This window comes from Lacticaseibacillus zeae DSM 20178 = KCTC 3804 (assembly GCF_000260435.1).
Lineage (GTDB): Bacteria > Bacillota > Bacilli > Lactobacillales > Lactobacillaceae > Lacticaseibacillus > Lacticaseibacillus zeae.
The window spans coordinates 20,572-42,123 of record NZ_BACQ01000009.1 but is presented as its reverse complement, the minus strand read 5'-3'; the positions used below and the strand labels follow the sequence as shown (position 1 = coordinate 42,123).

General features: G+C 48.7%; 21 protein-coding genes. 2 read left to right on the top strand and 19 right to left on the bottom strand.

The genetic code is table 11. The features are described 5' to 3' along the window. Window positions 1-42: 42 nt before the first annotated feature. From glyS to rpsU, 11 genes are all read right to left on the bottom strand, one after another. Entirely contained in the window at window positions 43-2,112 is a 2,070-nt protein-coding gene (glyS, locus tag GSO_RS01560; RefSeq protein WP_010488209.1) for a glycine--tRNA ligase subunit beta, read from the bottom strand. Between the two features lies 1 nt (window position 2,113). After that, a complete protein-coding gene (glyQ, locus tag GSO_RS01555) occupies window positions 2,114-3,010 on the bottom strand; it encodes a glycine--tRNA ligase subunit alpha (RefSeq protein ID WP_029345495.1) in 897 nt (298 codons plus the stop codon). 476 nt (window positions 3,011-3,486) lie between these two features. Continuing rightward, window positions 3,487-3,798 carry a hypothetical protein gene (locus GSO_RS01550; RefSeq protein WP_010488207.1) on the bottom strand — a complete coding sequence of 104 codons (312 nt, stop codon included), beginning with the start codon at window positions 3,796-3,798 and terminating at the stop codon, window positions 3,487-3,489. 110 nt (window positions 3,799-3,908) lie between these two features. Further along, window positions 3,909-4,724: a DNA repair protein RecO gene (gene recO / locus GSO_RS01545; protein ID WP_010488206.1), complete on the bottom strand. Its 816-nt coding sequence runs from the start codon at window positions 4,722-4,724 to the stop codon at window positions 3,909-3,911. Then, window positions 4,724-5,626, bottom strand: a complete 903-nt coding sequence (era, locus tag GSO_RS01540) for a GTPase Era (RefSeq protein ID WP_010488205.1) — start codon at window positions 5,624-5,626, stop codon at window positions 4,724-4,726. The genes recO and era overlap by 1 nt, the downstream gene beginning before the upstream one ends. Further along, a complete protein-coding gene (locus GSO_RS01535) occupies window positions 5,623-6,012 on the bottom strand; it encodes a cytidine deaminase (protein ID WP_010488204.1) in 390 nt (129 codons plus the stop codon). Before GSO_RS01535 ends, era begins: the two co-directional genes overlap by 4 nt. 2 nt (window positions 6,013-6,014) lie before the next feature. Beyond that, entirely contained in the window at window positions 6,015-6,413 is a 399-nt protein-coding gene (locus tag GSO_RS01530; protein ID WP_010488203.1) for a diacylglycerol kinase family protein, read from the bottom strand. Continuing rightward, a complete protein-coding gene (gene ybeY, locus GSO_RS01525; protein WP_010488202.1) occupies window positions 6,397-6,855 on the bottom strand; it encodes an rRNA maturation RNase YbeY in 459 nt (152 codons plus the stop codon). Before ybeY ends, GSO_RS01530 begins: the two co-directional genes overlap by 17 nt. 2 nt (window positions 6,856-6,857) lie before the next feature. Beyond that, a complete protein-coding gene (locus GSO_RS01520; RefSeq protein ID WP_010488201.1) occupies window positions 6,858-7,844 on the bottom strand; it encodes a PhoH family protein in 987 nt (328 codons plus the stop codon). A gap of 492 nt (window positions 7,845-8,336) precedes the next feature. Continuing rightward, the gene (locus GSO_RS01515) at window positions 8,337-8,771 is read right to left on the bottom strand and encodes a GatB/YqeY domain-containing protein (RefSeq protein WP_193364109.1); all 435 of its coding nucleotides are present in this window, start codon (window positions 8,769-8,771) and stop codon (window positions 8,337-8,339) included. 27 nt (window positions 8,772-8,798) lie between these two features. Then, window positions 8,799-8,975, bottom strand: a complete 177-nt coding sequence (gene rpsU / locus GSO_RS01510; RefSeq protein ID WP_005687665.1) for a 30S ribosomal protein S21 — start codon at window positions 8,973-8,975, stop codon at window positions 8,799-8,801. Window positions 8,976-9,256: 281 nt separating this feature from the next. Between rpsU and GSO_RS01505 the strand changes: the two genes are divergently transcribed. After that, complete coding sequence (locus GSO_RS01505; protein ID WP_010488183.1) at window positions 9,257-10,087, top strand: pyruvate, water dikinase regulatory protein; 831 nt, start codon at window positions 9,257-9,259, stop codon at window positions 10,085-10,087. Here the strand turns inward: GSO_RS01505 and GSO_RS01500 are convergent. The 5 genes from GSO_RS01500 to hisS form a co-directional block, all read right to left on the bottom strand. Beyond that, window positions 10,084-10,971 (bottom strand): deoxyribonuclease IV, encoded by an 888-nt coding sequence (locus GSO_RS01500; protein WP_010488182.1) that lies wholly within the window; start codon window positions 10,969-10,971, stop codon window positions 10,084-10,086. The genes GSO_RS01505 and GSO_RS01500 overlap by 4 nt on opposite strands. Window positions 10,972-11,084: 113 nt before the next feature. Then, window positions 11,085-12,005 (bottom strand): YitT family protein, encoded by a 921-nt coding sequence (locus GSO_RS01495; protein WP_010488175.1) that lies wholly within the window; start codon window positions 12,003-12,005, stop codon window positions 11,085-11,087. Between the two features lie 282 nt (window positions 12,006-12,287). Beyond that, a complete protein-coding gene (gene msrB / locus GSO_RS01490; RefSeq protein ID WP_010488172.1) occupies window positions 12,288-12,731 on the bottom strand; it encodes a peptide-methionine (R)-S-oxide reductase MsrB in 444 nt (147 codons plus the stop codon). A 93-nt stretch (window positions 12,732-12,824) separates the two neighbouring features. Next, window positions 12,825-14,630 carry an aspartate--tRNA ligase gene (gene aspS / locus GSO_RS01485; protein ID WP_010488171.1) on the bottom strand — a complete coding sequence of 602 codons (1,806 nt, stop codon included), beginning with the start codon at window positions 14,628-14,630 and terminating at the stop codon, window positions 12,825-12,827. Between the two features lies 1 nt (window position 14,631). Continuing rightward, window positions 14,632-15,915, bottom strand: coding sequence for a histidine--tRNA ligase (hisS, locus tag GSO_RS01480; protein ID WP_010488170.1), 1,284 nt, complete (start codon window positions 15,913-15,915; stop codon window positions 14,632-14,634). A gap of 668 nt (window positions 15,916-16,583) precedes the next feature. Here hisS and GSO_RS01475 point away from each other — a divergent pair. Further along, complete coding sequence (locus tag GSO_RS01475; RefSeq protein ID WP_010488169.1) at window positions 16,584-17,906, top strand: N-acetylmuramoyl-L-alanine amidase family protein; 1,323 nt, start codon at window positions 16,584-16,586, stop codon at window positions 17,904-17,906. A gap of 76 nt (window positions 17,907-17,982) precedes the next feature. Here the strand turns inward: GSO_RS01475 and GSO_RS01470 are convergent, their stop codons facing one another. The 3 genes from GSO_RS01470 to GSO_RS01460 form a co-directional block, all read right to left on the bottom strand. After that, the gene (locus tag GSO_RS01470) at window positions 17,983-18,609 is read right to left on the bottom strand and encodes an HAD hydrolase-like protein (RefSeq protein ID WP_010488167.1); all 627 of its coding nucleotides are present in this window, start codon (window positions 18,607-18,609) and stop codon (window positions 17,983-17,985) included. Then, window positions 18,609-19,055 (bottom strand): D-aminoacyl-tRNA deacylase, encoded by a 447-nt coding sequence (gene dtd, locus GSO_RS01465; RefSeq protein ID WP_010488165.1) that lies wholly within the window; start codon window positions 19,053-19,055, stop codon window positions 18,609-18,611. The genes GSO_RS01470 and dtd overlap by 1 nt, the downstream gene beginning before the upstream one ends. Before the next feature lie 123 nt (window positions 19,056-19,178). Then, complete coding sequence (locus tag GSO_RS01460; RefSeq protein ID WP_010488163.1) at window positions 19,179-21,404, bottom strand: RelA/SpoT family protein; 2,226 nt, start codon at window positions 21,402-21,404, stop codon at window positions 19,179-19,181. Between the last annotated feature and the right edge of the window lie 148 nt (window positions 21,405-21,552).

The window sequence follows — 21,552 nt, the reverse complement described above, 5'->3', positions numbered from 1 at the left end:
ATACAAGGTACAGTATAGCGCGTCCTCGTCAAAAAGGCAAATCTACTTAACAATGACCTGACTGACATCCCCAAATTGGCGAATAAGCTGGGCGAGTTGCTGTAAAGTAGCCAAGCGATTGGCCCGCACCGCCGCGTCGTCAGCCATCACCATCGTGGCGTCAAAATAAGCGTTAATCGGATCAACCAAGGCTTTTAGTGCTTGATAATCGGCTTCGGTCGGTTCAGCATCGAAGGTCTTAGCCGTCATCGTCACTGCTTCATGCAGTTGGCCTTCAGTTGCATTTTCGAATTTGGCGGGATCGACTGGAGTATCAACGGTTTTGTTACCGGTAATCCGCAAAACCCGTCCCAAGGCTTCCATGACCGCTTTAAAGTCATCATCCGCGGCATGGGCAGTCAACAGCTTGGCTGCATCCAAAATGCCGGCAATATCGGCGTCGCTGCGAACAGTGACCGCATCCACGATGTCGTGGCGGATTTTTTCAGCTTGCAGTAGTTGCTTGGCACGATCAACGATGAAGTCATTAAGTGCTTGGTGGTGGGCGGCGAAATCAAGGCCGTTTGTTTTCCCTGCAGCAGCTAATGCCTGAGCAATCGCTGGCTGCAGCTTGGCCAGCGCAAATGGCCAGTTGTGCGCGGCGATCATGCGAACGATGCCGTATGCTTGGCGGCGTAAGGCGTATGGATCATTGGAACCGCTTGGAATCAGATCAACCGCAAAGAAGCTCATGAGTGAATCCAGTTTGTCAGCAATGGCTAATACGGTGCCGACCAAGCTTTGCGGCAACGCCCCGTCTGCGGCAATCGGGTCGTAATGTTCGGCAATGGCTTGGGCAACAGCCGGTTTTTCGCCGGCCAGTTGCGCATAATGTTCGCCCATGATGCCTTGCAATTCAGAGAATTCACCGACCATTGATGTGACCAGATCAAACTTGTAAATCGATGCCGCGCGGTCCAGATCAGCCTTGTCTGTGGCAGAGAGGCCAAACTGGTCAGCAAGCAAATCGGCAATAACTTTTGTGCGCGCCATTTTGTCATACATCGAACTGATTTTATCGTGGAAACTGACCGCTTTCAGGCGCTCAACATCGTCGGCAATGCTGCGCTTTTGATCTTCAGCATAAAAGAAGGCAGCATCCTCAAGACGGGCAGTCAACACTTTTTCATTTCCGGCAATCACGTTGGCCAAGTGGTCGCGGTTACCATTGCGGACGCCGATGAAGGCATTGACCATTTTCCCGTTTGCATCGCGGGCATAAAAGTAACGCTGATTGTCCTTCATTGAGGTGATCAGAACGGCTTCAGGAATGGCTAGATATTTTTTGTCAAACGTACCGGCAAAAGCGGTTGGCCATTCTACCAGATTATTGACCTCTTCCAATAAATCGGCATCAAGATCGATTTGCCACTGATGATCGGTGGCAATTTGCTTGATTTGGTCGCGAATAAGCTGCTTACGCGCCGCTGGTTCCACAATCACAAACTGGTCTTTTAAAGCAGACACATAGGCATCAGGATTCGGCAAGGAAACAGGTTTGCCGAGGAAGCGATGGCCCTGAGTCACACGACCGGCTTCGACATCCAGCAACTTCATTGGCACAACTTCATTATCCAGCAAACTGACCAGCCAGTGAATCGGGCGAATGTATTCAAAATCGTACGCGCCCCACTTCATTCGCGTCGGGAAGGTCAGACTCTTGATGACATCCAGCATCCCTGGCAGAATCTCAGCGGCACTTTTTCCCTTGATCGCTTTATGCAGGTAAACATAATCAACCCCTTTGACGGTTTTAAAAACAATGTCGTCTGGGGTCATGCCCTGACCGCGTGAAAAACCGATTGCAGCCTTCGTCCAATTGCCATCTGCATCTTGGGCAATCTTCTTCGCCGGGCCTTTGACATCTTCTTCAACATCCGCTTGTTTAGCGGCCAGATCATGAACCAGTAAAGCAAGCCGCCGCGGAGTTGCGTAACGGTCAATGCGCCCGTGTTCAAGGCGGTTGGCTTTTAGAAAAGCAACTGTTTTATCGTGGAATTGATTCAAACTCGGCGTGACAACATGGGCAGGCATGTCTTCAAGGCCAATTTCGATCAGATAGTCATGCGTCATGTTATTGCACCTCCGTTTTGTGCTGCAGCAATGGGAAGCCCAGCTTTTTGCGTTCAGCTACAAATGCTCGGGCGACCTTGTGTGCCATCTTGCGAATCCGACTCATATATCCGGCTCGTTCCGTCACGGAAACAGCCCCGCGAGCGTCTAGCAGGTTAAAGGTGTGGCTGCATTTGAGAATGTAATCATAAGCTGGATGAACCAAGCCAAGATCCATCAGCCGCCATGCTTCTTTTTCATAAGCATCGAAAAATTCCAATAACATTTTCTGGTCGCTGACTTCAAAGGCGTATTTGCTGTGTTCATATTCAGGTTCTTTGAAAATGTCCCCATACAAAACCCCGTCGCCCCATTCAAGATCAAAGACACTGTTGACGTCTTGAATGTAAGAAGCCAGACGCTCAACGCCATAGGTAATTTCACTCGTCACTGGCGACACTTCAAGACCGCCGACCACCTGGAAATACGTAAACTGGCTAACTTCCATCCCATCAAGCCAGACTTCCCAGCCAACACCGGCGCAACCCATGGAAGGATTCTCCCAGTTATCTTCAACAAAGCGGATATCGTGTTCCAACGGATCGATGCCAAGCGCGGCCAGTGAATCCAGATAGTAATCCTGGATATTTTCCGGCGAAGGCTTCATCACTACCTGAAACTGGTGATGCTGGAACAGCCGATTTGGGTTTTCGCCGTAACGACCGTCTGCCGGGCGCCGTGAAGGTTCCACGTACGCGGCATTCCAAGGTTCCGGTCCGATTGCCCGTAAAAAGGTATACGGACTCATAGTACCGGCGCCTTTTTCTACATCATAGGCTTGCATCAGCATGCAGCCTTTGTCACCCCAGAATTTTTGCAGGGTCTGGATCATCGTTTGGATGTCCATTTTTGTTGTCATGACAACCTCTTTCCCGGTGAATCGAAGCGGATCCTGGCTCAGGAAACTATTTCTATAAACACGAAAACGTCCCTACGCCAAGATATGGCGTAGGGACGCTTCTGCGCGGTTCCACCCTACTTCAGGCAGTTACAAAACCTTGCCTGCAGCTTCATCATTTGGTTCGAAAACGCCAATCACATCGACCGCCACCAGGCTTACACTATCCCTGACTCGCTGAAGTTCAGTACCGATATGACCCTTTTTCTCATCACCGATTCAATTTTCTTAATAAGTATAGCATCGCGGTAGGTGCTGTCAAGCGACTTTCTGAAAGCAGAGCGTGAACTGGCACGGTTAGAAGTCAGGGTGTAAGTGACCATAGGTGTGATGGCGCCCGGGCTTGGCCATTGCGCCTGAGGTCCTTACACGCAGACTTCTGCACCAGTGAACGTGTTTCAAAAAATGGACATGTCAACCAACCACTTCAAGAAATACTAATTAATCCCCGATAACTGATCAATGCTTGACTTGCTGTTATACCAAAGTTCCTCAGGTGTATAGGTATCTTTTTCAAAAAGCGTCACCTTGCCATCGGATTCGATCCGGGCATTGGCACCGAGCCATTCCCAAGTCGGTGCCACGAAAAAGTTAATCCGTTTGCCTTTACCCTTACTCGGTGACCATGAGGATACATAATTGTCGATAAAATGTGTCCGCATGAACCGCGTTTGTCCGTTATCAAACTCGATTTGCAGTATATTTGCACCCATCCAGACTTTGACCGCTCGTGGTAATGTCTCTGCCATGCTCGCACCCCTTTGTAAACACTTGCTGAAATCATCTTCACCCAAAAATTATCAATAACGAAACCGCTTACTTATCTTCAATCTACCATAAACCCGCGGAAAAGCAATGACTATTCTCGATGCTCGTTGTCCGACTGGGATTCGTTGGGTTGATGCGCGTCCGGCAGGCGATCCTGCCAGTGATTCATTTGGTCGATAAAACGCTTGGCCTTGGGGGTTACGCCAACCATGTCGGTGTAAATGACATCCAGAATTCGTTTTAGTTCGGCCTTGGTGGCAGGCTTGACATCAATGCGTTTAACTTGATCCAGATTCAATGTGCTGAAGCGGCGCAAGTAAAAAATCGCGCGTGCACTAGCATGAAGCCGATGGGGATCTTTGTCCCAGTGACGCTGGCAGAGTAGACCGCCATAGCTTTCAGAAAAATCCAGCGGCAGGTCAGTGCGGCCATCGATCACACAACCGCGCCAATTTGGCTCCACGCCGTACGCCTTCAGCATCTGAACTTCGATCACGTTGGCAATAATTTGCGGATCAAGACCGGTATCAATCAAATGCAAAGCTTGCTTGATCTGACTAAACCAAAACCCGACTGGCTGCCCATCCGGATAAGCCAGATCAAGCAACCCAAAAATGTACGATGCATAGGCGTTTAGCGTGATATCGGTTGAAATCTGCCGGTATTGCTTGGCATTTTTAATTGCGGACAAATACGAGAGACCCGATTCACGAATCTCCCCGATATAGTCGGCATGCGTAAATGGCAAAATGCCAGCAGCTAAAGTAAAACCGGGCTTGCGTGCCCGGTTCAACAGAAACATTTTCTTACCGAACTGATCGGTTAAAATTTTAACCAACATATCGGATTCGCGATAATTTTGGCGGGACATCACGATTCCCTCAAAGGTTTGCGCTTGCTTAACCATTACCGCAGATCCTTTGTGTTATAGCCGAGTGATTTGAGATAAGCATTGTTGTCGCGCCAGTTTTTCTGGACGCGAACCCACAGCTTCAAGTTCACCTTATCGCCCAGCAAATTCTCAATATCCCGGCGTGCCCGAATACCGATTTGCTTCAGCATTTGCCCGCCGCGGCCGATAATGATGCCCTTTTGACTGTCGCGTTCGACAATAATGTACGCTTCGATTTGCAACTTGCCGCCTTCGCGATCCTTCATGCGCTCGACCTGAACAGCGGTAGCATGCGGCACCTCATCGCGGGTAAGTTCGAGGACTTTCTCCCGAATCAATTCACCCACGACAAAATATTCCGGATGGTCGGTCAGCTGATCTTCCGGATAATATTGCGGCCCGACCGGTAAGGCTGCGGTCAACGAGGTCAATAAGTCATCGACATTGTTACCCATGGTTGCGCTGATCGGGAAGACCTGGGCGAAGTCATAATCATGCTGATAGCTTTCGATAAGCGGTAAAAGATCGTCCGGTTTAACCAAATCGATTTTATTCAGAATTAAATAAACCGGCTTCTTCACCTCAGCCAGTTGCCGCATAATATAGGCATCACCGGCACCTTTTTGCTCATCTGCAGCGACCATGAACAAAATAGCATCAACCTGATTCAGAGTCGACAGCGCTGCTTTATCCATGTAGTCATCAAGTTCATTTTTAGGCTTATGAATCCCGGGCGTGTCGACAAATACAATCTGCGCATCAGGTGTGGTATAGATGCCGTTGATTTTATTCCGTGTTGTCTGGGCCTTAGGTGACATAATGGCAATCTTTTCACCCAAAATCCGATTCATGAAAGTTGATTTGCCGACATTTGGTCGACCGATAATGGCCACAAAGCCAGAATGATGTTCGCTCACGCGTTTAAGTCTCCTTTCGAAAATGCTCCCGGCAGTAATGCTTGCGGCGTTGTTTGCTGCGAATCGCCGCGTACGTTGGCCAGCGTGATAACTGCATCGGCTGGAAAGAATTCGCTGATGACTTGCCGGCATGCCCCACAAGGTGAAACCGGGCCTTCCGTGTCGGCAATTACCAGTAATTCATCCAATTTGGTATAACCAGCGCTCACAGCCGCAAAAATCGCGCTCCGCTCGGCGCAATTGCTCAGTCCGTAACTGGCATTTTCGATGTTGGCGCCAGAAAAAATCCGATCGCCAACCCGGACAGCCGCACCGACCGCAAAATGGGAATAAGGGACATACGCATTTTCGCGTGCTGCTAAGGCAGCGGTACGTAAAACCGACAACATTACCAACTCCTCAAAAGGTCTAACAACGGTGGCCCGAAGACATAAATGCCGGCGACCACGGCGATTAGGGACACCAACAAAACGGCGCCAGCACTCATATCCTTGATTTTCTTTGCCCGTAAATCATAGTGTTCCCCAATAATGAAATCCACCAGATTTTCAACAATGGTATTCAATAATTCGCCTAAGAAAACCAGCAAAATGGCTAAAATCAGGACAAACCAAGAAAATGGCGGTACTTTTAGCCAGATGCCGGCAATAATCACCAACGTTGCACTGGTAAATTCCCGTTTGAAATTATTTTCGTCGACAAAAAAGACGCGCAGCCCATCGAGCGCGTGGCGGGCGCTTTGGATAAAATGTTTGTTTTTGCCGATCTGTTTATCGGGTAAGGCCATAAGCTGCCAGAATTTTCTTTTGAAGCGGAATCATCACGGCTTCATCTTCCGGCTTAATGTGATCATAACCGTTTAGATGTAAGAAACCGTGAACCACCGTGTACCCTAGCTCGCGCTCAAAGCTGTGGCCATATTCCTTAGCGTGGCGGCGAACCGTTAGCGGGTCAATAAACAGATCCCCAATATTCTTTGCCATGCCTGGAAGTAGCGGCAGATCGTCTTCGCCATCTTCAATCGCAAAACTAATGACATCCGTTGCACGATCGGTGTCGCGATAGTCACGATTAATCTTCTGAATGTCATCATCACCGACAATCGTAATGGACATTTCGGTATCAGCTGATAATTTTAACTGTTGTCCGCAAAAAGCAACCAATTTCTGAATCAGATCATGATGTTGTGCGTCCAATAAACGATCATCATCGTATAACTCTAAGTCCATACTTACTCCTTTGTCCGTTTCTGCAGCTGTAGGTCGTGTTTGCCATAAGCTTCGATAATCTTGGCAACAACCGGATGCCGCACAACGTCTTGTGATGAAAATTGCGTAAAGGCAATATGGCTAATTCCTTTTAGCAGTTGTTCCGCCTGTAGCAGACCACTTTTGGCATTATTCGGCAAATCGATTTGCGTGATGTCGCCGTTGACGATCATTTTTGAACCAAAACCAAGACGCGTTAGGAACATTTTCATTTGGGCCTGCGTTGTATTCTGCGCTTCATCAAGAATGGCAAAAGCGTTGTCGAGTGTGCGGCCCCGCATATAGGCTAACGGCGCGATTTCAATAACACCGCGATCCATTAGCCGATCAGTGTGTTCTTTGCCCAAAACGGCGTACAACGCATCATAAACGGGGCGCAAATAAGGATCGACCTTTTCTTTGAGGTCACCGGGAAGGAAGCCCAGACTTTCCCCTGCTTCGACGGCCGGTCGCGTCAAAATAATCCGTTCCACTTGTCCGGCCTTCATCGCGGCAACGGCCATGACCACAGCTAAGAAAGTTTTCCCTGTCCCGGCAGGACCGATCCCGAAAGTAATATCGTTATGCTTGATCGCATCGACATACTGGCGTTGGCCAAAATTTTTAACCCGAATCGGCTGGCCTTTAGCGTCCCGCAACAAGGTTTCGCTATACATATCGGCAAAATACTCTAACGTCCCGCGTTTCGCCATGGCAACCGCACTGGCAATATCCTGCGGGGACAACTTAATGCCCTGCGACAACAACTTACTCGTTGCCTCCAGCAGCTGCAAAGTCAAACTAACCGTCTCCGGTTCACCGCTAATGCGTAATTCGTCCCCAAAAGGCGAAATACGCACGTTCAAGCCTTCTTCAATCAACGTCAAATTAGCATCATTAATGCCGACAAGGTTAATCGCCATGTCGGGATTACTAAGTCGGAAAATTTTCTCCGAGGTTTCCTGTGCCAAATATTGGCCCCCTAACAAATATTTTAAGCGGTAAAGATGGTATTAGTTTAGCATATTTTAAGAGCGCGAGCAGGAGCGCTTAGAAATCGGAGTGTAAGTGGCCTCAGAGCTAAATGGCTGGGCTTTGGCCATTTAGGTCTGAGGTCCTTACACTCCTATTTCTGCGACTGCGAGCGCGTTTCAGCGTCGGACAACTCCAGGCTGGGCTTTGGCCATTTGTGCTTGAGGTCCTTATGCGGAGATTTCTGGGCCTGCGAACGCGTTTCCGCAGCAGTATCGATCAAACTCATTTCTGCGGCACAGCACAGTTTTGGCATTTTAGCCATTTAGGTCTGAGGTCCTTACACGTAGATTTCTGCGACTGCGAGCGCGTTTTTGCGCCAGAAAGCCACATTCCTCGCACTTTACAACCTAAACAAGCCGACTTTTACGCCATGCCCACACCCGCGCAATCACCACAATAAAAAGCCGGTGCTAACACCGGCTTTGTCGTTAACTAAGTTTTTCTTTTACCACGCTGCTGACGAGACCGCCATCAGCTTGGCCTTTAACCTTGGGCATCAACGTCTTCATCACCTTGCCAAAGTCTTGCTTACCTGTGGCTCCGACTTCTTTGATTGTTGCATCAACGATGTCGGCAACTTGGGCTTTGTTTAACTGGGCTGGCAGAAAACGTTCCACAACCTTGATTTCAGCTTCGGTTTCCTGAACCAGATCATCACGGCCACCTTTTTTGAATTCCGAAACGCTTTCCTTGCGCTGTTTTAATTCAGTCGTAAGAACGCTCTTTTCTTCATCCTCGGAAAGCTCATGGCCGACTTTGATCTTTTCATTGACCAACGCTGTTTTCAACATCCGGACAACGCTCAACGTTACCTTGTCCTTGGCTAACATGCTTTGTTTCATCTGAGCATTAAGCTCATCCATTAAAGCCACTATTCACCAAGTCCTTTATTAATACTTCTTACGCTTACGCGCAGCTTCTGACTTCAGCTTGCGGCGTACGCTAGGCTTCTCGTAGAATTCACGCTTGCGGTATTCAGCGAGTGTACCAGACTTGGATACAGTACGCTTAAAGCGCCGAAGAGCGTCATCGAGAGATTCGTTTTTCTTAACAACTGTCTTAGCCATGTGATATCCCTCCCTCCGACACTTGTGTAACCACTGACGGATATCATAGCCAATAGTTCGTTTATTAGTATACAAAACTGATAACCACGCGTCAATAAGCGATTTCAGATTTTTATATAAACAACCGTTGTTATCCGCAATGATGCGTTCTTAACTAAATCTTAACGCCATTATCGGTTACAATCAAAGATTTGCTAGCGTTTAATGGCCGCGTTCCTCGACATTCACGTACGCGCTTGAATTATGCTATGATAGCGTTATCTAAGTTGCGAGGTGGCATTATGACCCAAGAATTGAATTTGTATATCATGTCAGATTCCGTCGGCGAAACCGGACTGCGACTTGCGCAGGCGGTTGCCGCACAGTTTCCGGAATTTGAAGCCCATTATGTCCGGTTTCCGTTCATTCACACGAAAGAAAAAATTTACAGTGCCATTGATGAAGCGAAGAAAGAGAACGCATTGGCCATCATGACGTTCGTCACAGACGGCTTCGCCCAGTTGGCAACACATTACGCCAAAGACCAAGGTGTCATTGCGATCGACGTCATGTCACCGATTTTAAGCGGTATCAAATCGATCACACATGAGGAGCCCAATCACGTTCCGGGTGCCGTGCATGATCTCAACGAACGTTATTTTGATCGGATCTCGGCGATGGAATTTGCGGTTTTGTATGATGACGGCAAAGACCCGAAAGGTTTTCTGGAGGCCGATATTGTCTTGCTCGGCGTGTCGCGGACAAGCAAAACACCATTGTCCCTATTCCTCGCCAACCGTAATCTGAAAGTTGCCAATTTGCCTTTGGTGCCCAATGCCCATATTCCCGAAGAAATCTGGCAGGTCGATCCTAAAAAAATTGTCGGCTTGACCACCGATGCTTCCGTTTTAATGGAATTTCGGCGTCAACGCATGATTCAGTATGGCTTGAATCCTGATACTGCTTACTCGGCGCGCGATCAAGTCAATCAAGAATTGAAGTTTGCTGAAGATCTCTACAAAAAAATCGGCTGCATGGTGATTAACACCGCACACCGATCGATTGAAGAAACTGCGACCTTGATTTTGGAGCACATGGGCTTAGATGAATTTGAAAATACCGAGACGCATTAATCCATCAACCGGCGCAAAGCTTCCGGTTGAAAATGGCCGCTTTTGAGCCACTTGATTTCCTCCCCGTATGGCGGGACCTGATGCTTTTTATCTGGCCCGACATACGGGGTTTCGAGTATCTTGGGTAACTTTTCCAATGCCGGATGATGGGCAATTCGGTTTAACGCGTCAAACCCGATTGTCCCAAAACCGATGTTGGCATGGCGATCCTTATGGCTACCTCGCGGATCCTTGGAATCGTTCACGTGAATGACACTCAGTCGATCTACACCGATGACGTGATCAAATTCATTTAAAACACCATCAAAGTCATCTTTGACATCGTAACCGGCGTCGTTGGTATGACAAGTATCAAAAGTCACGCGCAACTTTTCGTTATAAGTCACCCCATCAATGATTGCGGCGAGTTCCTCAAATGAGCGGCCGATTTCCGTTCCTTTCCCTGCCATGGTTTCAAGCGCAATCGTGACGTGTTGCTTAGGGTCAATAATAAGATTCAAGCCTTTCACAATTTGCTTGATGGCGGCTTCAGGACCGGCACCCACATGCGCACCGGGATGAAATGGCATGGTATAGGCGTGTAACGCATCCGCCCGGGCAACTTCTTCCCGCATGAATTGCACCGCAAATTCAAAGTTTTCAGGCTTTTTCGTATTGCCAAGATTGACAATATAAGGCGCGTGAATAACGGTATGACTGATGCCATGTTTAGTCATAGCCGCCAGCCCTTCAGGAATGCGCATTTCGCTCGTTGGTTTACGCCGCGTATTTTGCGGCGCACCCGTATAAAACTGCAGTGTATTGGCATCATAACTAGCCGCTTCTTCAACGGCTCCTAACAACATTTTTGTGCCTTTCATACTGACATTGGCACCAATTAACATTTAAAAAGCCCCCTATGTATGATCACCAGCAATAATCGTTTCGATTGAGATTTCTGGTGATCAGAAAATTTCATCAAAAAACCCGGCTACTGTCCGGGTTTATGTTAGCGCCATTAATCCGTTTTGGGCTCGTAAAAATGGCCGAGGATTTTGACCGAGTCCGTAATTGACACAAACGCATACGGATCGCTATGACGCATGGCCTGTTCTAAGTCATACATTTCAGCCCGGGAAATGATCGTGAACAGGATGGTTTTTTCTTCGTGATGGAAGGCTCCTTCTGCATCGTGAACAATGGTGATGCCGCGGCGTAGTGAACCTTGAATCTCCCGGACAACCTGCTTAGGCCGGGCAGTCACAATCATGACCTGCAACCGTTGCTGGCGCGTGTATAGCGAATCCATGACCCGTCCATTGATGAAAATTGCCAATGCTGAATACAACGCATGCGGCCAATCATTAACAAAACCGGCAAGAAAGATAATCAGCACATTGAACATGATGTTGATCGTGCCAACTGTCCGCCCGGTGCGCTTGCGCAACACGATCCCCAGAATATCGATACCGCCAGTGGAAATATTATTGCGCAAAGCAAACCCGGTACCCAAGCCATTCACAACCGCCCCAAAAATACCACAAACGATGGGATCTTTGGTCAGCGGCGTTAATACCCCAAGCAACCGAATCATGATCGTCGAGAAGATAACCGCCAAAAAAGTGAACACTGTAAAGCGGTGCCCGATTGCCTTCCATGCCAGAATAAACAGTGGCACGTTTAAGAAAAATAGCAGGGTCCCAGTTGAAAATAAATCCGTTGTCGCCAGCGAAAAGAATGGCAGCGCAATGTCGAAGTTAAACCATTTTCGCACCACAGTCGCCAAAAGCTGTGCCGCACCGGTAATGCCACTGGCAAAAACCCCGCCCGGTTCCCAAAACATATTCAATGCAACGGCGACACAAATACTATAGAAAAATGCTGCTGATAATCGTGACCAATTTTGATGTCGGCGAATTAGCCGATCAATCTCTTCCATATCAAAAACCGCTCCCTGTCACCCATAATCATGTCGTGATCAAGTATAACAAGGGCGGTCTTTGATTGCTACCAAATCAAAAAATCGGTCAGTTTATTTATTTTAACGGGTGTCATAATGCGTTCACCAGCGTAGGATCATAACTGCGCCATCTCACGCTCACTTTAACGCGTTCACTGGCGCAGAAGTCTGCGTATAAGGACCTTAGGCGCAATGGCCTAAACCCGGGCCATCACGCCTAAGACCACTTATACTCCGACTTCTAATCGCGCCATCTCACGCTCACTTGAATAGTTGTCGGTACTGGCCGTAGCCTTCTTTGTCGAGATCGGCAACTGGGATGAAACGTAGCGCTGCAGAATTGATGCAATAGCGCAAGCCACCTTTTGCAATCGGACCATCGTTAAAGACGTGACCAAGGTGTGAATCAGCTTCGGGACTGCGGACTTCGACGCGTTCCATACCGAAGCTCTGATCCCGGTGTTCGGCGAGCTTCGTAATCGGTTTGGTAAAAGATGGCCAGCCGCAGCCAGCATCATATTTATCTTGGGAGGAAAATAGCGGTTCGCCGCTAACCACATCCACATAGATGCCGTCTTGATAAAAATCATCATACTGACCGGAAAACGGCCGTTCAGTCGCGGCTTTTTGCGTAACCGCATAAGCTTCAGGTGACAGTTGCTTCTTTAGATCGGCTTTTGACGGCCGTTTTGCTTTATCGAACATAAAAAACACCTCCGCTACACATCATTATAGCGGTAGGTGTTTCGATTGTCAGCAATTAAATTGTATCGTTCATTTAGGCGAAAGTGACGAGCCTCATTCAGTTAAATTCTCGTCGCCTTCATGCTCTTTTTCCGGATCGACATCTGGCCGAACTTCAATACCTAAATCCTTAAGTTGTACGTCCGCAACTGGTGAAGGTGCACTGGTCATCGGTTCGCTGGCTTTGCTGTTCTTCGGAAAGGCAATCACATCGCGAATATTGGTGCGGCCTGTGAGCAGCATGACAAACCGATCTAATCCAATGGCCAAGCCACCATGCGGCGGGAACCCGTAATCAAGCGCCGTCAGCAGGAAGCCAAAACTCTTTTGGGCACGTTCCGGAGTGAAGCCAAGTGCTTTGAGCATTTTTTCTTGAATCTCCCGGTTGTGAATACGGATGGAGCCGCCGCCTAATTCATAGCCATTCAATACAATATCGTAACTTTGGGCATGTGCTGCATGCGGATCGGTGTCAAGTAGATGAACGTCTTCCTCGTTTGGCATCGTGAATGGATGATGCGCCGGAACCCAACGTTGAATTCCTTCGTCGTATTCGAACAGCGGCCAGTCAACCACCCAGCAGAAGCGGAACTGCTTGTCGTCAATCAAACCAAGATCATGGCCAAAATGGGTGCGGAGATAGCCTAGTGAATCAGCAACGACCTTCGCTTTATCTGCCACAAACAGAACCAGATCACCGGCATGGGCGCCGACTGCCTCTGTCAGCGTCTTGCCGTCACCGAAGAACTTGGCAATTGGGCCGCTAATGCCATCAGTTGTTACTTTCAACCACGCCAGACCCTTAGCACCAAAACGTTTGATGTAGTCCTGTTGGGCATCAATCATCTTCCGTGAATATTTATCGGCTCCGCCAGGCAAAACGATTGCCCGCACTTGACCGCCATTTTGCACGGCACCCGCAAAAACTTTGAAATCAGAATCTTTGACTAAATCGGAAACATCCTGAATCTGCATGCCAAAGCGAAGATCCGGCTTATCAGAGCCATATTTATCCATCGCATCCTGCCAGGTGATCCGCTCGAATGGCAACTTGACGTCAATGCCTTTTACATCGTGCATCACCTGAGCAATTAGGCCTTCAGTAATATCCTGAATTTCTTCTGCCGTCAAGAAACTGGTTTCAAGGTCAATCTGGGTAAATTCCGGTTGGCGGTCGCCGCGCAAGTCTTCATCGCGGAAGCACCGGGCGATTTGATAGTACCGATCAAATCCGGCCCCCATCAATAGCTGCTTAAATAATTGCGGTGATTGTGGCAAAGCATAGAAACTGCCAGGGTAAACCCGCGATGGCACCAGATAGTCCCGGGCCCCTTCAGGCGTACTAGCAGTTAACGTCGGCGTTTCGACATCAATAAAGCCATTGTCATCTAAGTAATGGTGCACACTGCGCATGATGTGAGCGCGGGTAAAGATGTTCTTTTGCATCTCAGGCCGGCGCAAGTCAAGGTAACGATACTTTAATTTTGTCTCTTCTGTGACGGCGACATTGTCTTCAATGTAAAATGGCGGCGTTTTGGCCTTGTTCAAAATAGTGATGTCATGGACTTCAACTTCGACATCGCCGGTTTTCATTTCCGGGTTCACTGCTTGCGGCTTGCGTTTTTTGACCACCCCATGGACTTCGATCACATACTCGGAGCGCACCGAATTAGCCACTGTCAACGCGTCCTGATCAAATTCCTCAGAAAAAACAAGTTGAACGATGCCTTCCCGATCCCGCAAATCAATAAAAATCAAACTGCCGAGACTGCGGCGTTTCTGCACCCACCCTTTTAAGGTTACTTCCTGATCGACATAAGCGGTGGTCACATCACCGGCATAACAGGTTCGTTTACTCATACTACTTTGCCTCCGTTACTTGCGTATAAATTTTACCAAAATCTGCCAACACATCTGCTTGGGGGAAAGCTTGTTGCTGACCGGTTGCCATATTTTTAATCTGGACGGTGCCGGCTGCGCGTTCGCTTTCGCCAATCGTCAAAACCAGCTTCGCATGCGCTTTGTTAGCCGCTTTAAACTGGCCTTTCGCTTTACGGCCCATGTAATCCATTTCACCGGTAAAGCCTTGTTGACGCAAGGCTGTCAGCATTTGCAAGGCTTCTTGGTCAGCACCTTGATCGATCGTGACGATGTATGCATCCGGTTGGGCGGCTTCTTGGTCTGATTGCATCAGCAGCATCAAGCGCTCAACACCCATGGCAAAGCCAATTCCGGGAGTCTCGGGACCGCCGAGTTCTTCAACCAGCCCGTTATAGCGGCCACCTGCAAGAATCGTCGTATAGCCGCCTCCAAAGACTTTATCATCGGACATGACTTCAAAAATCGTGTGGTTGTAATAATCAAGTCCGCGGACCATGGTCGCATCCACGTCAAAATCAATTCCCAGCCCTGTCAGCAACGTCTTCACGCGATCAAAATGCTGTTGGGCTTCCGGCGTCAGATAGTCCAGAATTGAAGGCGCATTGGCGACAATTTCCTGATCATGGCGATCTTTACTATCGAGAATGCGCAGCGGATTTTTTTCTAAACGAACTTTAGAATCTTCAGAAAGCTCATCTTTGAACGGCGTCAGGTAATCAACAAGCGCTGCATGAAAAGCTTTTCGGGTCGCTGGGTCGCCCAACGAATTGATGACAAACTTAAGGTGTTTGGCGCCTAAAGCTTCGAGCAACTGTTTAGCCAAGGCGATCGTTTCGGCATCCAGTACTGGAGAATCGCTGCCAAAAGCTTCGACCCCAATTTGATGGAACTGCCGCTGACGGCCACTTTGCGGGCGTTCATAGCGAAACATCGGCCCCATATAGTAAACTTTGTAAGGCTTCGCATATTCAGGACCGTATAACTTATTTTCGACATAAGCTCGCACGACCCCGGCAGTGCCTTCAGGACGCAAGGCCATCATCCGGTCGCCTTTATCTTTAAAGGTATACATTTCTTTGGTCACGATGTCGCTGGTGTCACCAGCACTGCGCGAAAAAACATCGACATTTTCAAAAATCGGCGTGCGAATTTCACGGTATTGGTATTGAGCAAAAATTTTACGGGCAACAGCTTCTACCTGCTGCCAACGTTCACTTTGGCCAGGTAAAATATCGGCTGTGCCTTTTGGACGTTGATAATTCATGAGGAACCTCCTGTAGTCTGAGAGATGTGATGGGGTTGGGTGATCGGGTGGGTTTTGGTGGTTGGCTTCGTGAGGATGGTTGAGGGTGTTCGCAGGAGCCTGCGTGTAAGGAGCTCAAGCGTAAATGGCCAAACTACACGATCTGGGATTGAAACTATAGACATTGGGAGGCAATCCGGTTCCGAAACGCGCTCGCAGTCGCAGAAATCTACGTGTAAGGACCTCAAGCCTAAATGGCCAAAGCCCAGCCATTTAGGCTTGAGGCCACTTACACTCCGATTTCTAAACGCTCCTGCTCGCGCTCTAAAAAAATGCACCCCTCGATTGCTCGAAGGGTGCGGACACGGTACCACCTTGTGTTTTACTTTGCCATAACGGTGGCGTTCCGGAATTTGATCACCTCGGGAGTGTCTTTTCGATCGGTCCCGGCTTTCACCATCTCCGGGTCGCTTGAAGTTGATCTATCCTACTCCGTCACAGGTCTTAGTTATTGTTTAAAGCATACGGTTTGCAGAAAGCTTTGTCAACGGCGTTTCTATTCTTTTCTTATCGCTGACTTTTGACTCTAGCGTACGGCTTACAGACAGTAAAACTGTCTTTGCCGCCTTTTTGCCAGCCGATTTGCTATAATGAACTTAACGATTTTTAGAGAATGGTGAGGCTGGGTCATGAAACCTATCGGACAATTGAAAAAATGGCCATTGATCATTTTGCTGGCGGTGTTGTTTGGCGTTGGTGCCGCGACGACCAGTGTCATGGCCAATACGCAATATATGACGGTCAAGGCCGACACGGTTAATGTGCGCCTAGGGCCCGGGCTTGCTTACGGCATTATGGGTCAGGTTAAGTCGGGTAATCAGCTGACGATTATCGGTGCCAAGAATTCCTGGTACCAAGTTCGGCTTGCCGGGAATCGAATTGGTTGGGTGGCATCATGGCTGGTGGATCAAAGCGAAGCTGCCACGACCAGGGCAAAAGTTGCTACGGTCAATCAACCGGTGAATGTGCGTGAATATGCGAGCCAGGATGCCAAACAATTAGGCTCTCTTAATGCTGGCGTGAGTGTTAAGGTCGTCTATCAGGAAGGCAACTGGACGCAAATCGCATACAACAATACTGCGGCGTGGATCACCAGCAGCAGTGTCCAGTTGACCGGCCAGACAACGAACCTTGCGCAACCTGCCCAGGCAAATCTGACGCAGACCCAAAGCAACCCCTCGCTCAAAGTCACGACCAACACAACAACTAATTTACGCAATGCGGCGGGTATCAATGCACCGGTTGTCGAAAAACTGGACAAGGGCACGGAACTGACCGTTATCAAGCAACAGGATGATTGGTATCAGGTTACCGCGCCTGATGGCAAAACCGGTTTTGTGGCTAGCTGGACAGTCAGCGCGCCGAATGATGGTCAGACGCAAAAAGCCGCAACCAAGCTTTCCGAAGCGACGATTGTCCTCGATCCGGGGCACGGCGGTACCGATACCGGTGCCATTGCCAATGATGGCTCTGATTATGAAAAAACCTACACTCTGAAAACGGCTGATCTTGTTGCCAATGCCTTGCGCGCAGCCGGAGCAAACGTCATCATGACACGCACCACCGATACGTTTGTTGATCTTGCGCCACGGCCGACCACCGCCAACAACGCCCACGCAGATGCGTTCATCTCATTCCACTTTGACTCCAGCCCATCCAAAAACTCTGCTTCAGGCTTCACCACCTACTACTACAGCAGTAAAAAGGATCTCGCGCTGGCCAAGTCGATTAATGGTGCGCTGACCGGCTTACCGCTGGAGAATCGTGGCGTGGCTTTTGGTAATTATGAAGTCTTGCGCGATAACAAGCAGCCGGCCATTTTGAACGAAATGGGCTACATCAACAATGACAAAGACTTTAAACACATCAAGGATCCGACGTATCAGTCCAAAATAGCGACGGATATTGTCAATGGATTGAATGCCTACTTCAAGGCTGGCAATCACCAATAATCATTTCATCTAGATCAATCAAAATACCCGCCAAGGCAGCTGCATTTGCCTTAGCGGGTATTTTGGTTGCAACTATTTACTTGCGGAACAAAGGTGGAATTTCTTCCAAAGTATCAACCTTAAAGTCCGCTTGCGGTGCGGCATTTAACCCATCGACATTGAAATAAATGGTTTTGACCCCTGCGTTGACGCCAGCATCAATGTCCAGAGAACGGTCACCGATCATGGCGGTAACTGCCGGATTCAGCTGAAATCGATCAAGTAGATATTGAATCGCATCCGGTGCCGGTTTGCGTGGCAGGTTCAGGTCGGAATCCACACCACCGAGAAACAAGGTATCCGCATGATCATTCGCGAGAATCTGCCATGCGCTGTGGTCGCGATGCGTTAACAACAGATTGTTCCCACCTTGATCCTTGATTGCCTGCAATACTGGCAGCGCCGCCGGGTAAGGATGAATGTCATGAAGGTAAGCACGGGCACGGTGATGGTAGTCAGCTTCTAATTCATCCACTGAGCGTCCTACTTTGCTACCGAAATCGGTTAGGAACTTTTTGATTGAAGTCTTTTTGACTTGGCGGTACAAAGCATCCGTTTCAATCTGACCACCGTTATCCAATACGAGGCTTCTGAGGGCCTTCATCATGCCGGGATAGGAATCATACAGCGTGCCGTCAAAATCCCAAATCGCATTAACCAGCATTACTTCGCCTCCGTATCAAACAGAATGGTGACTGGACCGTCGTTAGTGAGACTCACCTGCATATCGCCGCCGAACTCACCGGTTGCCACCGTCATTCCCAGTTGGCGTAGTTTGGCATTGAAGGCTTGGTACAGTTGCTCACCTAAAGCCGGATCAGCCGCATTGGTAAAACTCGGCCGATTGCCACGGCGGGTATCGGCATATAACGTGAATTGGGAAATCGATAAAATCTGCCCACCGACATCTGCCAAGGCCAAATTCATTTTGCCGGCATCATCACTAAACACCCTTAATTTACTTATTTTTTCCGCCAGATAGTCACTGTCGGCCTGGGTATCGTTAGGACCGACGCCTAATAACACGACAAAACCGTGGTCGATGGCTCCGACTATTTGCCCCTCAATGGTGACTTGGGCGGCAAGACTGCGTTGTACGACTGCGCGCATGAATTCCTCTCCTTTTCTCGTTTGCTTTTATTTGGATCCGGTGCCGGCTCGCTATGGCCGAAAAAGCAGCAGGAACAAACATCTCAGTCTAAGCTGGCGATGTTGCTCGACTGCTGCCTTCGATCAACCATTGGCCCGTTTAACTTCATAAATATCCGGGACATTTTTAACTGCGTCCATCAACTTATCCAAGTGAGCAAGGTTACGGACCCCGACCGTAACATGAATGTCAGCCATTTTGTCATGGTCGACCCGGCCATTGATATTATTCAAGGCTTTGGTTTGGGCGTTGAGAACCTGCAGAACATCACTCAGCAATCCGCTGCGATTGTATCCGTAAATTTCGAGATCTGTGTTGAAGAGCTGCTTTTGATCCTCTTCATTCTCCCAGCGAACCTCAATCAGCCGGCCAGACATTTCCTTGGAATTTTGAACGTTGGGGCAATCAGCACGATGAACAGTCACACCGCGGCCTTTGGTGACATACCCGACAATCGCGTCGCCAGGCACAGGCATGCAGCACTTGGCCAGATGAACCAGCAGATTATCGACACCTTCAATAACCACGCCATCTTCGGAATGGGTCTGTGGCTGATGGCGTTCGCTGGAAACCGTCGTCACTTTTTGATTCTTCGACAGGATCGCGGCTTCTTTAGCTTTGCGATCTTTTTCGGCCTTTTCGTGGCGATACTTCTCGGTCAGCCGATTGGCAATGACTTTCGGCGTATATTCACCATAGCCGATCGAACTCATCAGTTCATCTTCGGTTTGAAAATTCAGCCGCTGCATGAGCCCGGACAGGTTTTCCTTGGTCAGGAACTCTTTAGGTGTATACCCTTCCTCTTGCAGCTCGTGTTCCAGCATATCGCGACCTTTTTCGGCATTTTCGCTTTTATCGGCTTGCTTAAAATAGCGCTTGATCTTGTTGCGGGCGCGGGAGGTATAAACAATCTTGATCCAGTCACGACTCGGAGCACTGCCGCTAGCCGTCAGCATCTCGACAATATCACCGTTTTTGAGCACATAATTCAGCGGCACGATTTTGCCATTGACCTTTGCCCCGACTGTGTGATTGCCGACCTCAGTGTGAATAAGATAGCCAAAATCAAGCGGATTACTACCTTTAGGAAGCTCGTAGACGTCACCCTTGGGCGTAAATACATAAACCCGATCGGTAAAAATGTCACCTTTGACACTTTCCATGAAATCAGCCGCATCGCTACTTTCATCCTGCAGTTCGAAAATTTCGCGGAAAATATCCAGTTTCTTGCCGGCCTTGTCATACTGAACTTTACTGGTCTGACCTTCTTTGTAAGCCCAGTGTGCCGCAACACCATATTCAGCCACGTGATGCATTTCTTCTGTTCGGATCTGCACTTCTAGCGGTTTGCCCATGGGCCCGATGACCGTTGTATGAATACTTTGATACAGGTTGGCTTTTGGCATCGCGATGTAATCTTTAAACCGTCCTGGCATTGGCTTCCATTTGGTGTGGATGGCCCCTAAAACTGCATAGCAGTCTTTAATTGTTTCGGTGATCACCCGAATGGCAAGCAGGTCATAGAGTTCGTCAAACTGCTTGTGTTTGTCGCGCATTTTTTTGTAAATCGAATAAATATGCTTGGGACGACCATAGATTTCATATTTGATATGCAAGTCAGCCAACGCTTTTTTGATTTCTTCAATGGCTTCTTGGATATAAGCTTCGCGTTCGGTTCGCTTGCTGTTCATCAAGTGAGCAATCCGGTAGTACTGTTGCGGGTTTAGATAGCGCAACGACAGATCTTCGAGTTCCCACTTGATGGTGCTGATCCCCAAACGATCAGCTAAAGGCGCATAAATCTCCAATGTTTCATTGGCGATCCGCCGCTGCTTGTCTGGGCGTAAGTGCTGGAGCGTCCGCATATTGTGCAGACGGTCAGCCAATTTGACCATGATGACCCGTAAGTCCTTGGCCATCGCCAACAACATCTTCCGGTGGTTTTCAGCAAGTTCGTCTTTATGCGCAACGTACGTGACTTTGCTCAGTTTGGTGACGCCATCAACAATAACCGCGACATCATGCCCAAACACCTCTTCAATGTCGCCTAACGTGATGTTGGTATCTTCGACGACATCATGTAAATACCCGGAAGCCACTGTCTCCGGATCCATTTTTAATTCGGCAAGAATCCCGGCTACCTGAATGGGATGAATAATATAAGGCTCACCGGATTTGCGAACCTGGTCTTTATGAACGTATGCAGCAAATTTATAGGCCTTTTCGACGAATGCCAAATGTTCAGGATTCATATAAGCTTTGCACAACTTCATGACATCCGGTTGGGTAAGTTCAACTTCTTCGGCCATGCTATTCCCCTCCTGAGCGTGAGCCAGTCCAGTTTCTGGGCTGACGAACGCGTTAATATGCGCTGAGCGTGAGCCGGCGCGGTTAGAAGTCGGAGTGTAAGTGGCCTTGGACGTGATGGCCGGTCTTTGGCCATTGCGTTCAAAGCCC